9 protein-coding genes are annotated in these 15,169 nt (G+C 68.9%); 1 reads left to right on the top strand and 8 read right to left on the bottom strand.

All coding sequences use genetic code 11. The features are described 5' to 3' along the window. Positions 1-89: 89 nt before the first annotated feature. The 8 genes from VFJ94_RS07585 to rpoB form a co-directional block, all read right to left on the bottom strand. Complete coding sequence (locus VFJ94_RS07585; protein WP_325003595.1) at positions 90-1,412, bottom strand: M18 family aminopeptidase; 1,323 nt, start codon at positions 1,410-1,412, stop codon at positions 90-92. 215 nt (positions 1,413-1,627) lie between these two features. Beyond that, positions 1,628-2,824, bottom strand: a complete 1,197-nt coding sequence (tuf, locus tag VFJ94_RS07580) for an elongation factor Tu (RefSeq protein ID WP_325003594.1) — start codon at positions 2,822-2,824, stop codon at positions 1,628-1,630. Between the two features lie 104 nt (positions 2,825-2,928). After that, the gene (gene fusA, locus VFJ94_RS07575; protein WP_325003593.1) at positions 2,929-5,046 is read right to left on the bottom strand and encodes an elongation factor G; all 2,118 of its coding nucleotides are present in this window, start codon (positions 5,044-5,046) and stop codon (positions 2,929-2,931) included. 142 nt (positions 5,047-5,188) lie between these two features. Beyond that, positions 5,189-5,659, bottom strand: a complete 471-nt coding sequence (rpsG, locus tag VFJ94_RS07570; RefSeq protein ID WP_325003592.1) for a 30S ribosomal protein S7 — start codon at positions 5,657-5,659, stop codon at positions 5,189-5,191. Then, positions 5,659-6,033, bottom strand: a complete 375-nt coding sequence (gene rpsL, locus VFJ94_RS07565) for a 30S ribosomal protein S12 (RefSeq protein WP_325003591.1) — start codon at positions 6,031-6,033, stop codon at positions 5,659-5,661. The genes rpsG and rpsL overlap by 1 nt, the downstream gene beginning before the upstream one ends. Before the next feature lie 441 nt (positions 6,034-6,474). Next, positions 6,475-6,978 carry a hypothetical protein gene (locus VFJ94_RS07560; RefSeq protein ID WP_325003590.1) on the bottom strand — a complete coding sequence of 168 codons (504 nt, stop codon included), beginning with the start codon at positions 6,976-6,978 and terminating at the stop codon, positions 6,475-6,477. A 134-nt stretch (positions 6,979-7,112) separates the two neighbouring features. Beyond that, entirely contained in the window at positions 7,113-11,009 is a 3,897-nt protein-coding gene (locus VFJ94_RS07555; protein WP_325003589.1) for a DNA-directed RNA polymerase subunit beta', read from the bottom strand. 111 nt (positions 11,010-11,120) lie between these two features. Further along, entirely contained in the window at positions 11,121-14,576 is a 3,456-nt protein-coding gene (rpoB, locus tag VFJ94_RS07550; RefSeq protein WP_414654583.1) for a DNA-directed RNA polymerase subunit beta, read from the bottom strand. 318 nt (positions 14,577-14,894) lie between these two features. Between rpoB and VFJ94_RS07545 the strand changes: the two genes are divergently transcribed. Beyond that, positions 14,895-15,169 (top strand): hypothetical protein (locus VFJ94_RS07545; RefSeq protein WP_325003587.1); only part of this gene is annotated, 275 nt, incomplete at its 3' end.

The following is a 15,169-nucleotide window of genomic DNA, read 5'->3' as shown; positions in this document are numbered from 1 at the left end:
TGGTCAATAGTGCCAGAGGGCCGAAGGCCGATCAAATCGGCCTTCGGCTGCCCGGCGTCGGCCGGCTGATCTGCTGGCGGGCGTGGTCCTCAGGCGGGCGCGAGGAAGGCGCTGAGGGCGGCGGCATACATCGCGGGGTCGTGCGCGCCGCACAGCTCCCTGGCGCTGTGCATCGAGAGCATCGGGGCGCCGAAGTCGACCGTCGTCGCGCCCGTGAGCGCGGCCGTCGTCGGCCCGACCGTCGAGCCGCACGGCAGGTCGCTGCGGGAGACGAAGGTCTGCACCGGCACCTGCGCCTGCTCGCACGCCTCGAGGAAGGCGGCTGCCCCGAGGGAGTCGGTGGCGTAGCGGAGGTTGACGTTGACCTTGAGCACCGGGCCGGCGTTGACCGCGATCCGGTGCAACGGCTCATGGCGCTCGGGGTAGTTCGGATGCGTGGCGTGGGCCATGTCGCCGGAGGCGATGACCGTGCCGGCGAGGGCGCGCCAGTAGTCCTCCCGGCTGCCCCCCGCGGCCGACACGATCCGCTCGAGGACCGATGGCAGCAGCGTCGACATGGCGCCCCGCTCGGAGGTGCTGCCCACCTCCTCGTGGTCGAAGAGGACGAGGACCGGCACATGCGGCGGCTCCGCCTCGACGGCGGCGAGCAGGGCCCGCACACCGGCATACGAGGTGGCGAGGTTGTCGAGGCGGGGCGCGGCGATGAGGTCGCGCTCGCGCCCGATCCGGGCCGACGGCTCCGTGGGGTAGGTCATGAGGTCCCACGCCAGGACGTCGGCGGACTCGGCGCCGACGCGCGCGGCGAGGTAGGCCCGGACGTCGCCCGGCTGGTCCCCGACGCCCCAGAGCGGCACGAGGTGCTGCTGCTTGTTGAGGGTGAGCTCGTCGTTGGCGCTGCGGTCGAGGTGGATGGCCAGCTGGGCCACCCGCAGCACCGGGTCCGTGTCGTGCAGAAGCCGGCCCTCGACCCCGCCGGCCGTGCGCACCGCGACCCGGCCGGCCAGACCCAGGTCGCGGTCGAGCCACGAGTTCAGCAGGGGCGAGCCATAGGGCTCCACCCCGAGCATCTGCCAGCCGGCGCTGACGTGGTCGGGGCGGGGCTTGATCCGCAGGTTGGGGCTGTCGGTATGGGCCCCGACGACGCGGAACGGCGTCGCCGGGCCGGCCCCACGAGCCGAGCCGTGCGCCCCGGTCGTGTCCCAGGCGACCAGCGAGCCGCCGCGGCGCAGGAAGTGGCGCCCGGGGGTCGTCGGGAAGGGCTCGGGCTCCCCGATCTCGGTGAAGCCACCGTCCGCGAGCCGCGCCGCGGCCTGGACGCAGGCATGGAACGGGCTGGGCGCGGCGTCGACGAAGTCGATCAGGCCCTGGGCCTCGGAGTCGGCGTCGAAGAGGTCGGCGAACGAGTGCGGCATGGCTCCCGACCCTACCCGCGGCGCCTCGGGTCGCCCCGTCCTGCCCGGGCACGGCATACCCGCCTGTATGCCGCACGCGCGCACCGGCACGGCATACGCGCAGGTCACGGTGTGCGCGCGTGCCGACAGGGTGCGCGCGTGCAGCGGGCGTGGGGCGGGACGACGAAAGGCCCGCACCAGAAGTGGTGCGGGCCTTTCGAGGGTGTTGCGTCAGCTCACTTGAGGATCTTCGTGACGCGACCGGCGCCCACGGTGCGACCACCCTCGCGGATGGCGAACTTCAGGCCCTCCTCCATGGCGATCGGCTGGATCAGCTCGACGCGCATGTCGGTGTTGTCGCCGGGCATGACCATCTCGGTGCCCTCGGGCAGGTGGACGACACCCGTCACGTCCGTGGTGCGGAAGTAGAACTGCGGACGGTAGTTGTCGTAGAACGGCGTGTGCCGGCCGCCCTCGTCCTTGGACAGGATGTAGACCTGCGCCTCGAACTCGGTGTGCGGGGTGATGGAGCCCGGCTTGCACACGACCTGGCCGCGCTCGACGTCCTCGCGCTTGACGCCACGAAGGAGCAGGCCGACGTTCTCACCCGCGCGACCCTCGTCGAGGAGCTTGCGGAACATCTCGACACCGGTGACGGTGGTCTTGGTCGGGGCGCCGGTGTGGATGCCGACGATCTCGACCTCCTCGTTGACCTTGAGGACACCGCGCTCGATGCGGCCGGTGACCACGGTGCCGCGGCCGGTGATCGTGAAGACGTCCTCGACGGGCATGAGGAACGGCTTGTCGATGTCGCGCTCCGGCTCCGGGATGAAGTTGTCCACCGCGTCCATGAGGTCGAGGACCGACTTGCCCCACTCCGGGTCGCCCTCGAGCGCCTTGAGCGCGGAGACCTTGACCACGGGCAGGTCGTCGCCGGGGAACTCGTAGGACGAGAGCAGCTCACGGACCTCCATCTCGACGAGCTCGAGGATCTCCTCGTCGTCGACCATGTCGGCCTTGTTCAGCGCCACGACGATGTAGGGGACGCCGACCTGGCGCGCCAGGAGGACGTGCTCCTTGGTCTGCGGCATCGGGCCGTCGGTGGCCGCGACGACGAGGATCGCGCCGTCCATCTGGGCCGCCCCGGTGATCATGTTCTTGACGTAGTCAGCGTGACCCGGGCAGTCGACGTGCGCGTAGTGGCGGCTCTCGGTCTGGTACTCGATGTGGGCGATCGAGATCGTGATGCCGCGCTGACGCTCCTCGGGAGCCTTGTCGATGTCCTCGAACGCGAACTGCGGGTTGAGGTCCGGGTACTTGTCGTGCAGGACCTTGGAAATAGCTGCCGTCAGCGTCGTCTTACCGTGGTCGATGTGACCGATGGTGCCGATGTTGACGTGCGGCTTAGTCCGCTCGAACTTTGCCTTCGCCACTGTGGTCCTCCTCAGGACTCTCTAGTGAAAACGCCGTACGACCAGGGCAGGACGTGGCGCGATTGGGATTGGTTCCTCGGAAGAGACTACGGGATGCCCCGTCGTCACTCGCCGCGGGTTTTCTTGACGATCTCCTCGGCAACCGCCTTGGGGACCTCTGCGTAGGAGTCGAACTCCATCGAGTAGCTGGCGCGCCCCTGGGTCTTGGAGCGCAGGTCCCCGACGTAGCCGAACATCTCCGACAGCGGGACGAGGCCGCGCACGACCTTGGCGCCGCTGATGTCCTCCATGGCCTGGATGTGTCCGCGGCGCGAGTTGATGTCGCCGATGACGTCGCCCATGTAGTCCTCGGGGGTGCGCACCTCGACGGCCATCATCGGCTCGAGCAGGACGGGGTCGGCCTTGCGGACGGCCTCCTTGAGCACCATGGAACCGGCGATCTTGAACGCCATCTCCGAGGAGTCGACGTCGTGGTAGGCACCGTCGACGAGCGTGGCCTTGATCCCGACGAGCGGGTAGCCCGCGAGCACGCCGTACTGCATGGCGTCCTGGATGCCGGCGTCGACGGACGGGATGTACTCGCGTGGGATGCGGCCACCGGTGACGGCGTTGACGAACTCGTACATCGCGCCGTCCTCGGTCTCGCCGAGGGGCTCGATGGTGACCTGCACCTTGGCGAACTGGCCGGAGCCGCCGGTCTGCTTCTTGTGGGTGTAGTCGTACTTCTCCACCGGGCGACGGATCGTCTCGCGGTAGGCCACCTGCGGCTTGCCGACGTTGGCCTCGACCTTGAACTCGCGCTTCATCCGGTCGACGAGGATGTCGAGGTGCAGCTCGCCCATGCCCGCGATGATCGTCTGGCCGGTGTCCTCGTCGAGGTGGACCTGGAAGGTCGGGTCCTCGGCGGAGAGCTTCTGGATGGCCATGGAGAGCTTCTCCTGGTCGCCCTTGGTCTTGGGCTCGATGGCGACCTGGATGACCGGCGCGGGGAAGGTCATGGACTCGAGGACGATGGGGTCCGCGATGTCCGAGAGCGTGTCGCCCGTCGTCGTGTCCTTGAGGCCGATGGCCGCGTAGATGTGGCCGGCGAGGGCCTCGTCGACGGGGTTCTCCTTGTTGGCGTGCATCTGGAACAGCTTGCCGATGCGCTCCTTCTTGCCCTTGGTCGAGTTGATGACCTGGGTGCCGGAGGAGACGCGCCCGGAGTAGACGCGGATGAAGGTGAGCGTGCCGAAGAACGGGTGCGCCGCGACCTTGAACGCCAGCGCCGAGAACGGCTCGTCGACGCTCGGCTTGCGCGTCATCTCGACGTCCTCGTGACCCGGCTTGTGGCCGATCATGGGCGGCACGTCGAGGGGCGAGGGGAGGAAGTCGACGACCGCGTCGAGCATCGGCTGGACGCCGCGGTTCTTGAAGGCCGAGCCGCACAGGACGGGGTAGAGCTCGGACGAGACGGTGAGCTTGCGGATCGCGCCCTTGATCTCCTCCACGGTGAGCTCCTCGCCGCCGAGGTACTTCTCCATGAGGTCGTCGTCGGACTCGGCGACGCGCTCGACGAGGGTATGCCGGTACTCCTCGGCCTGCTCCTGCAGGTCGGCCGGGATCTCCTGCACCTCGTACTTCGCGCCCATGGTCACGTCGCCCTTGGCGTCGCCGGGCCACACGAGCGCGCGCATCTCGATGAGGTCGACGACGCCGACGAAGTCGTTCTCGGCGCCGATCGGCAGCTGGATGACGAGCGGCTCCGCGCCGAGGCGGTCCTTGATCGTCTGCACGGTGAAGTAGAAGTCCGCACCGAGCTTGTCCATCTTGTTGACGAAGCAGACGCGGGGCACGTCGTACTTGTCCGCCTGCCGCCACACGGTCTCGGACTGCGGCTCGACGCCCTCCTTGCCGTCGAAGACGGCGACCGCGCCGTCGAGGACGCGCAGCGACCGCTCGACCTCGACGGTGAAGTCGACGTGGCCGGGGGTGTCGATGATGTTGATCTGGGTGCCGTTCCAGAAGCTCGTGACCGCGGCGGACGTGATCGTGATGCCGCGCTCCTTCTCCTGCTCCATCCAGTCGGTCGTGGACGCGCCGTCGTGCGTCTCCCCGATCTTCCGGTTGACCCCGGTGTAGAAGAGGATGCGCTCCGTCGTCGTCGTCTTGCCGGCGTCGATGTGCGCCATGATGCCGATGTTGCGGACCTTCTTGAGGTCCGTCAGGACGTCGAGTGCCACGTCAGTTGTCTCATCTCAGTCTGTAGCGGAAGTTCGGTAGCGAAGTGCGCTGGGCGAGCCTGCCGCCCGGTAGGAGGCGTATGCCGCTCGGCGCGCCTCGCGGACCCGGCCGGCCGGCGGCGTGCCAACCGGCCGGTCGCCGTCACCAGCGGTAGTGCGCGAAGGCCTTGTTGGACTCGGCCATCTTGTGGGTGTCCTCACGGCGCTTGACCGCGGCCCCGAGGCCGTTGCTCGCGTCGAGGATCTCGTTCATGAGGCGCTCGGTCATCGTCTTCTCGCGCCGCTGGCGGGCGTAGCCGACGAGCCACCGCAGGGCGAGCGTCGTGGAGCGGCCCGGCTTGACCTCGATCGGCACCTGGTAGGTGGCGCCGCCGACGCGGCGGGACTTGACCTCCATGGCCGGCTTGACGTTGTCGAGCGCGCGCTTGAGCGTCGCGACGGGGTCGGTGCCGGTCTTCTGGCGGGCACCCTCGAGGGCGCCGTAGACGATGGTCTCGGCGATCGACTTCTTGCCGTCGAGGAGGATCTTGTTGACGAGCTGGGTCACCAGCGGGCTGGCGTAGACGGGGTCGACGACCAGCGGACGCTTCGGAGCGGGTCCCTTACGAGGCATCAGGCCTTCTCCTTCTTCGCGCCGTAGCGGCTACGCGCCTGCTTGCGGTTCTTCACGCCCTGCGTGTCGAGCGTGCCGCGGATGATCTTGTAGCGGACACCGGGAAGGTCCTTCACACGGCCGCCTCGCACGAGCACGATCGAGTGCTCCTGCAGGTTGTGGCCGACGCCCGGGATGTATGCCGTGACCTCGATGCCACTGGACAGGCGCACGCGAGCGACCTTCCGCAGGGCAGAGTTCGGCTTCTTGGGGGTGGTGGTGTACACGCGCGTGCACACGCCGCGGCGCTGGGGCGAGCCCTTCAGCGCCGGGGTCTTGGCCTTGCTGGCCTTGTCCTGGCGGCCCTTGCGGACCAGCTGGTTGATGGTAGGCAACCGAGTGTCTCCGTACGTTGCTGTCTTCGCCGGTCCGGCGGACCGACTCCTTGGCTGTTCGCCCACCCCCGCGGTCGGGTGTGTCCCACGGAGGGGGCGGTGCTCTTCCCTGCACTCCCCACCGCGGGCGCCCGGAGGCACGCGTGTGGTTTGCCCGGCAAGAGGATCGCTCTGGCAGTTCGGTGATGCCACCCGCGAAGGGGGCAGGGCACCGGAGCCGTCATCGCACGTGTGTGCGACGCCACGCAGGGCAGGCCTCACACACAGAGGTCAACGATACCGGCGCCATGGGTGCCGACCAAATCACGGCCTCCACCAGGTCCCCCACGTCGCCCCCGCGTCGCCCCCGCGTCGAGTGGCCACTTGCGCACACCCACCCCCGCACGAAAGTGGCCACTCGACCGGGAGGGGGACGGCTCGGTCGAGCCGCGCGGTCGTGGATCAGCCGAGCCGCCAGTCGCCGGCATACATGTGCAGCACCGGCAGGCCCAACGTCTCCCGGGCCCGCGAGGCCCAGTCCGTGTGGAAGGTGTCCTCGACGGCGTGCGGCTCGGTCACCACGACGACTTCGCGGGCGGACAGCCGGCGGACCTCGTCCTCGAGCGTCGGCATCGGGTCGTCCGGCGTGATCTCCCCCGTCGCGGCGGCGCCGTGCCTCTCGAACTCGGCGAGCGTCGTCTCGAGCGCCGTCCGCGCGTCGGCGTGCGCCCCCTCGCGGTCGACCGGGGTGAGCGACTCGAGCGCCTCACGCATCTTGAAGAGGCTGAGATGGTCAAGGAAGGACACCAGCATGTTCCGGCTCGTGTCCGCCGGCACGAGGACGCGGTAGGTCGCACCCTCGTCCGCGTGCAGGGAGACGATCCTCTCGACGTCGACGGGCCGCAGGGCTTCCTCCGTGAGCACGACGACCGCGGGCGCCGGCGTCGCGTCGATGGCTTCGCTCATGGCGGCAGCCTAGAGGCTGGTGCGGCCAGGCCGGGCAGGGGCGTGACCACGGAGGTGGGAGGCGCCGACGAGACGCCGATCGGCCCGGCCCGCGCCAGACGCGCGGACCGAGCCGATCGGCATACGGGGGTGGCTCAGAACTGGTCGAGCCCCAGCGCCTCGTCGTCGAGCCGGACCGCCTCGCCGGTGCCCGAGCCGAAGCTCGCGTAGTCGTACGAGTCGTAGCTCGGCAGCGAGTACATCGCGGCCTTGGCCTCCTCGGTCGGCTCCACCGCGATGTTGCGGTAGCGCGGCAGGCCCGTCCCGGCGGGGATGAGCTTGCCGAGGATGACGTTCTCCTTGAGGCCGAGCAGCGGGTCGGACTTGGCCTCCATGGCGGCCTGCGTGAGCACCCGGGTCGTCTCCTGGAAGGAGGCCGCCGAGAGCCACGACTCGGTCGCGAGGGACGCCTTGGTGATGCCCATGAGCTCCGGGCGACCCGAGGCCGTCTTGCCGCCCTCGGCGAGGACCCGCATGTTCTCGGTCTCGAACCGGCCCCGCTCGGCCAGCTCCCCGGGGAGCAGGTCGGCGTCACCGGCCTCGATGACCGTCACCCGACGCAGCATCTGCCGGACGATGACCTCGATGTGCTTGTCGTGGATCGACACACCCTGCTGGCGGTAGACGCGCTGCACCTCGTCGACGAGGTGCTTCTGCGCGGCGCGCGGGCCGAGGATGCGCAGCACCTGCTTGGGGTCGATCGCCCCCTGCACGAGCTTGGTGCCGACCTCCACGTGGTCACCGTCGACTACGAGCAGGCGCGACCGCTTGGAGACGGGGTACGCGTGCTCCTCGGAGCCGTCGTCCGGCGTGAGCAGGATGCGACGGGCCTTGTCGGTGTCCTCGATCGTGACCCGGCCGGTGGCCTCGGCGATCGGGGCCACCCCCTTGGGGGTGCGGGCCTCGAAGAGCTCGACGACACGCGGCAGACCCTGGGTGATGTCGTCGGCGGCGGCCGCGCCACCCGTGTGGAAGGTGCGCATGGTCAGCTGCGTGCCGGGCTCGCCGATCGACTGCGCCGCGATGATGCCGACGGCCTCGCCGATGTCGACGAGCTTGCCCGTCGCCAGGGACCGGCCGTAGCACATCGCACACGTGCCGACCTTGCTGTCGCAGGTGAGCACCGAGCGGATCCGCACCTCGTTGACCCCAGCGTCGAAGAGCCGCTGGATGACGACGTCACCAAGGTCGATCCCGGCCTCGGCGAGGACCTCTCCGTCGACCTCGACGTCCTCGACCAGCGTGCGGGCGTAGATCGAGGCCTCGACGGCGTCGCTCAGGGTCCGCGCGCCGGTCACGTCGTTGATCGTCGCGATCGGCAGCTTGAGGCCGCGCTCGGTGCCGCAGTCCTCCTCGCGGATGATGACGTCCTGCGACACGTCGACGAGACGGCGCGTGAGGTAGCCCGAGTCCGCCGTGCGCAGCGCCGTGTCGGCCAGGCCCTTGCGGGCACCGTGCGTGGAGATGAAGAACTCCAGCACGGACAGGCCCTCGCGGAAGTTGGCCTTGATGGGGCGCGGGATGATCTCACCCTTCGGGTTGGCCATGAGGCCACGCATGCCGGCGATCTGGCGGATCTGGAACCAGTTGCCACCCGCACCCGAGGACACCATCCGGTAGATGGGGTTGGTGCGCGGGAAGTTGAGCTCCATCTCCTTGGCGACCTGGTTGGACGCCTGGGTCCAGATCTCGACGAGCTCCTGACGACGCTCGTCGTCGGTGATCAGACCCCGTTCGTACTGCGTCTGGACCTTGGCGGCCTTGCTCTCGTAGCCCTCGAGGATCTCCGTCTTGTTCCCCGGCGTCGTGACGTCCGAGATCGAGACGGTGGAGCCCGAGCGGGTGGACCAGTGGAACCCGGCCTCCTTCAGGGCGTCGAGGGATGCCGCGACCTGCACCTTGGAGTAGCGCTCGGCGAGGTCGTTGACGATGGCGGACAGGGCCTTGCGGTCGACGGCCTTGTTGATGAACGGGTAGTCCACCGGCAGCGTGTCGTTGAAGATGGCGCGGCCGAGCGTCGTCTCGAGCGTGAGGCTCGGGACGAGCCCGTCCGGACCCGGCTCGACGCCCTCGGGCAGCTCGAGGCCGGCCGGCGGCACCGCGTCAGTGAGCCGCAGGCGGATCATCGAGCCGATCTGGATCTCGCCGCGGTCGTAGGCCATCCGCGCCTCCGCCGGGGACGTGAAGGCCCGGCCCGCCCCGAGCCCGCCGCCGTCGACGGCGTCGGTGAGGTGGAAGATGCCGGTGATCATGTCCTGGGTCGGCATCGTGACGGGACGGCCGTCGGCGGGCTTGAGGATGTTGTTGCTCGACAGCATGAGGATGCGCGCCTCGGCCTGCGCCTCGGCGGACAGCGGGACGTGCACGGCCATCTGGTCACCGTCGAAGTCGGCGTTGAAGGCCGAGCAGACGAGCGGGTGGATCTGGATGGCCTTGCCCTCGACGAGCTGCGGCTCGAAGGCCTGGATACCCAGCCTGTGCAGGGTCGGGGCTCGGTTGAGCAGCACCGGGTGCTCGGTGATGACCTCCTCGAGGACGTCCCACACGATGGGCCGGGCGCGCTCGACCATCCGCTTGGCGGACTTGATGTTCTGCGCGTGGTCGAGGTCGACCAGCCGCTTCATCACGAAGGGCTTGAACAGCTCCAGCGCCATCTGCTTGGGCAGGCCGCACTGGTGCAGCTTCAGCTGCGGGCCGACGACGATGACCGAGCGGCCGGAGTAGTCGACGCGCTTGCCGAGCAGGTTCTGGCGGAACCGCCCCTGCTTGCCCTTGAGCATGTCGGACAGCGACTTCAGCGGCCGGTTGCCGGGTCCGGTGACCGGGCGACCACGGCGGCCGTTGTCGAAGAGGCTGTCAACGGCCTCCTGGAGCATCCGCTTCTCGTTGTTGACGATGATCTCCGGCGCGCCGAGGTCGAGCAGCCGCTTGAGGCGGTTGTTGCGGTTGATGACGCGGCGGTAGAGGTCGTTGAGGTCCGACGTCGCGAAGCGGCCGCCGTCGAGCTGGACCATGGGCCGCAGGTCCGGCGGGATGACCGGCACCGCGTCGAGGACCATGCCCGTGGGGTGGTTGCGCGTGGTCTGGAAGGCCGTGACGACCTTGAGGCGCTTGATGGCGCGGGTCTTCTTCTGGCCCTTGCCGGTCGCGATGATCTCCTGGAGCATCGCCGCCTCGGCCTCGAGGTCGAAGGACTCGAGGCGCTTCTGGATCGCCGCGGCACCCATCCCGCCCTCGAAGTACAGGCCGAAGCGGTCGCGCATCTCGCGGTAGAGGATCTCGTCGCCCTCGAGGTCCTGGACCTTGAGGTTCTTGAAGCGGTCCCAGACCTGCTCGAGCCGCTCGACCTGCTGGTCGGCGCGCTTGCGGAGCTGGTTCATCTCCCGCTCGGCGGAGTCGCGGACCTTGCGCTTGGCGTCGGCCTTGGCGCCCTCGCCCTCGAGCTCCGCCAGGTCCTTCTCGAGCCTCTGGGCCCGCGCGTTGACGTCGACGTCGCGGCGATTCTCGATCTCCTTCTTCTCGACCTGGATCTGCGCCTCGAGGGAGGGCAGGTCGGCGTGCCGCTGCTCCTCGTCGACGGACGTGATCATGTAGGCCGCGAAGTAGATGACCTTCTCGAGGTCCTTCGGCGCGAGGTCGAGCAGGTAGCCCAGGCGCGACGGGACGCCCTTGAAGTACCAGATGTGGGTGACCGGCGCGGCGAGCTCGATGTGGCCCATCCGCTCGCGGCGCACCTTGGCGCGGGTGACCTCGACGCCACAGCGCTCACAGATGATGCCCTTGAAGCGGACCCGCTTGTACTTGCCGCAGTTGCACTCCCAGTCCCGGGTGGGACCGAAGATGCGCTCGCAGAACAGGCCCTCCTTCTCCGGCTTGAGGGTGCGGTAGTTGATGGTCTCCGGCTTCTTGACCTCGCCGTGGCTCCACTGGCGGATGTCGTCCGCGGTGGCGAGGCCGATGCGCAGCTCGTCGAAGAAGTTGACGTCGAGCACGTGGTTCCTTCTCTCGTAACTCTCGTTAAGTCTCAAGTGGTCTGACTGGCAGTCCACGTATGCCGCTGAGCTGGCCCAGCGGCATACGCGCCGCCCTGATGTGGGGTCTGGTCAGACCTCTTCGACGCTGGACGGCTCGCGCCGGCTCAGGTCGATGCCGAGCTCCTCCGCCGCGCGGAAGACCTCCTCGTCGGACTCCTTCATCTCGATCGTCGTGCCGTCGGAGCTGAGGACCTCGACGTTGAGACACAGCGACTGCATCTCCTTGAGCAGCACCTTGAACGACTCCGGGATGCCCGAGTCGGGGATGTTCTCGCCCTTGACGATCGCCTCGTAGACCTTGACGCGGCCCGGCACGTCGTCGGACTTGATCGTCAGCAGCTCCTGGAGCGTGTAGGCCGCGCCGTACGCCTCGAGCGCCCAGACCTCCATCTCACCGAAGCGCTGGCCGCCGAACTGGGCCTTACCGCCGAGGGGCTGCTGGGTGATCATCGAGTAGGGACCCGTCGAGCGGGCGTGGATCTTGTCGTCGACGAGGTGGTGCAGCTTGAGGATGTACATGTAGCCGACCGCGACCGGCTCCGGGAACGGCTCGCCGGAGCGGCCGTCGAACAGGCGCGTCTTGCCCGAGCCGTCGACGAGGCGGACCCCGTCGCGGGTGGGAAGGGTCGAGTCGAGCAGGCCGGTCACGACGTCCTCGGAGGCGCCGTCGAAGACCGGCGTCGCCACGCGTGAGCCCGCCGGCGCCTGGTGCGCGTCGGCCGGGATCTGGCCGGCCCACTCCGGGTTGCCCTCGATCTTCCAGCCGCGGGAGGCGGCCCAGCCGAGGTGCAGCTCGAGGATCTGGCCGAGGTTCATGCGGCGCGGCACGCCGTGCGGGTTGAGCACGACGTCCACCGGCGTGCCGTCCTCGAGGAACGGCATGTCCTCGACCGGCAGGATCTTGGAGATGACGCCCTTGTTGCCGTGCCGGCCGGCGAGCTTGTCACCGTCGGTGATCTTGCGCTTGTTGGCGACGTAGACCCGCACGAGCTGGTTGACGCCCGGCGGCAGGTCGTCACCGAGGTCGGCGCGGAACTCCTTGACGCCGATGACCGTGCCGGTCTCGCCGTGCGGCACCTTGAGCGACGTGTCCCGGACCTCGCGGGCCTTCTCCCCGAAGATGGCGCGCAGCAGGCGCTCCTCGGGGGTCAGCTCGGTCTCGCCCTTGGGAGTCACCTTGCCGACCAGCAGGTCGCCGTCGCGCACCTCGGCGCCGACGCGGATGATGCCGCGCTCGTCGAGGTCGGCGAGGACGTCCTCGGAGACGTTCGGGCTGTCCCGGGTGATCTCCTCGGGCCCGAGCTTGGTGTCGCGGGCGTCGACCTCGTGCTCCTCGATGTGGATCGAGGAGAGGACGTCGTCCTGGACGAGGCGCTGGCTGAGGATGATCGCGTCCTCGTAGTTGTGGCCCTCCCACGACATGAAGGCGACGAGCAGGTTGCGCCCGAGCGCCATCTCGCCACCGTCGGTGGCGGGGCCGTCGGCGATGACTCCGCCGGCCTCGAGCCGGTCGCCCTCGTTGACGACGACGACCTGGTTGTAGCTCGTCCCCTGGTTGGAGCGGGAGAACTTGGCGATCCGGTACGTCTGGTAGGTGCCGTCGTCGTTGGCCACCGTGACGAGGTCGGCGGAGACCTCCTGGACCACGCCGGCCTTGTCGGCGCGCACGACGTCACCGGAGTCGAGCGCGGCGCGGAACTCCATGCCGGTGCCGACGAGCGGGGCCTCGCTCTTGACGAGCGGCACCGCCTGCCGCTGCATGTTGGCGCCCATGAGGGCCCGGTTGGCGTCGTCGTGCTCGAGGAAGGGGATCATGGCGGTCGCCGCGGAGACCATCTGGCGGGGGGAGACGTCCATGTAGTCCACCTCGTCGCCGGGGACGAGCTCGACCTCGCCGCCCTTGGTGCGCACGAGGACGCGGTCGTCGACGAAGCGTCCGTCGCGGTCCACGGCCGCGTTGGCCTGGGCCACGACGAACTTGTCCTCCTCGTCGGCCGACAGGTAATGGATCTCGTCCGTGACGACACCGCCGGTGACCTTGCGGTACGGCGTCTCGATGAAGCCGAAGGCGTTGATCCGCCCGTAGGACGCGAGCGAGCCGATGAGGCCGATGTTCGGGCCCTCGGGGGTCTCGATCGGGCACATGCGGCCGTAGTGCGAGTGGTGGACGTCGCGGACCTCCATCTGCGCGCGGTCACGCGAGATGCCGCCGGGGCCCAGCGCGGACAGGCGCCGCTTGTGGGTCAGACCCGCGAGCGGGTTGTTCTGGTCCATGAACTGCGAGAGCTGCGAGGTGCCGAAGAACTCCTTGATCGAGGCCACCACGGGGCGGATGTTGATCAGGGTCTGCGGGGTGATCGCCTCGACGTCCTGGGTCGTCATGCGCTCACGGACGACGCGCTCCATCCGGGACAGGCCGGTGCGGACCTGGTTCTGGATGAGCTCGCCGACCGAGCGGAGCCGGCGGTTGCCGAAGTGGTCGATGTCGTCGACCTCGACGCGGACGTCGATCTCCTCGGCGTTCTTGACGCCCTTGATCGACTCACGCCCGTCGTGCAGGGCGACGATGAACTTGATCGTGGCCACGATGTCGTCGACGCCGAGGGTCGAGTCGTTGATGCTCGCGTCGAGCCCCAGCTTCTTGTTCACCTTGTAGCGACCGACCTTGGCCAGGTCGTAGCGCTTGGGGTTGAAGTAGAGGTTGTCGAGCAGCGTCTGCGCGGCCTCCTTGGTGGGCGGCTCGCCGGGGCGCAGCTTGCGGTAGATGTCGAGCAGCGCGTCGTCCTGGTCGGAGGTGTGGTCCTTCTCCAGGGTGAGGCGCATCGACTCGTAGTCGCCGAACTCCTCGAGGATCTGGGCCTCGGTCCATCCGAGGGCCTTGAGCAGCACGGTGACGGACTGCTTGCGCTTGCGGTCCACGCGGACGCCGACCATGTCGCGCTTGTCGATCTCGAACTCGAGCCAGGCGCCGCGGCTCGGGATGATCTTGGCCGTGTAGATGTCCTTGTCGGACGTCTTGTCCGGCGTGCGCTCGAAGTAGACGCCGGGGCTGCGCACCAGCTGGCTGACGACGACGCGCTCGGTGCCGTTGATGATGAAGGTCCCGCGCTCGGTCATGAGGGGGAAGTCGCCCATGAAGACCGTCTGGCTCTTGATCTCGCCCGTGACGGTGTTCATGAACTCGGCCGTGACGAAGAGGGGCGCGTCGTAGGTCTGGTCGCGCTCCTTGCACGCCTCGATCGACTTGCGCGTCTCCTCGAACCGGTGGTCCCGGAAGGACAGGGACATGGAGCCGCTGAAGTCCTCGATGGGAGAGATCTCCTCGAAGATCTCCTCGAGGCCGGAGCGGTCGGGGACGTCGGTACGCCCCTCGGCCTTGGCCAAGGCGACACGGGCCTGCCAGCGCTCGTTGCCGAGCAGCCAGTCGAAGCTTTCCGTCTGGAGGGCCAGGAGGTCAGGGACCTCGAGTGGTTCGCGAATCCTCGCGAAGGACAGACGACCGGAGGGGGTCGAAGCGGTGGACATGTTCGTCGCAGTACGCGCGGCAGCCAAGGAGGGTCCTTCCACGGGCCTTTTCTCGAATCTTCGTCTCCGCTGCCAGGCACCCGGCTCCCGGGCCCGGACACGCCGAAGGAGCTGCGTGGAGGGCGGCGAGTGGAGCGCATGGGCAGCGCAAAGGCTCAGCCTACCGTAGGAGGACAGGCTTGTCCAACCGGGTCAAGAGGCGGAGTCGGCCGAGCGCGGATGTGACTGGCTGCGTTGCGCTGCGACCTCGAGCCCGCACGCGGACGCACGGCTCTCGACGCCCCCCGGACCGGGGGCTCCCTGAGGAACGCGTCGAATATGACGGGCCGAAGCCGCCACGTCAAGAGGGCGAGCACATCTGCGCGCCGGCTCCCCGCTTGCCCCGCCCAGGAGGAGCGGCCGGAGGAGGATGCGGCATGGGGAGGGGGCGGCGATGAGGAGGAGGAGGAGGCGGAGAGGAGGCCGACGGCGGCATACGGCGGCATCAGCCGGTTCCCGGCCCACCGCACGGCACCCAGCGTCACCGGGATCAACCGGCGTGTGGGGCGCGGGTCTGGGCCAGCGGATCGGATCAACTGGCGCATCAGCTGGCG

This window comes from Intrasporangium sp., from assembly GCF_035688975.1.
In the GTDB taxonomy this organism is placed as follows: Bacteria; Actinomycetota; Actinomycetes; order Actinomycetales; family Dermatophilaceae; genus CALMNV01.
Note: the sequence above shows the minus strand (reverse complement) of the source record. Positions and strands in the feature narration are given on the sequence as shown.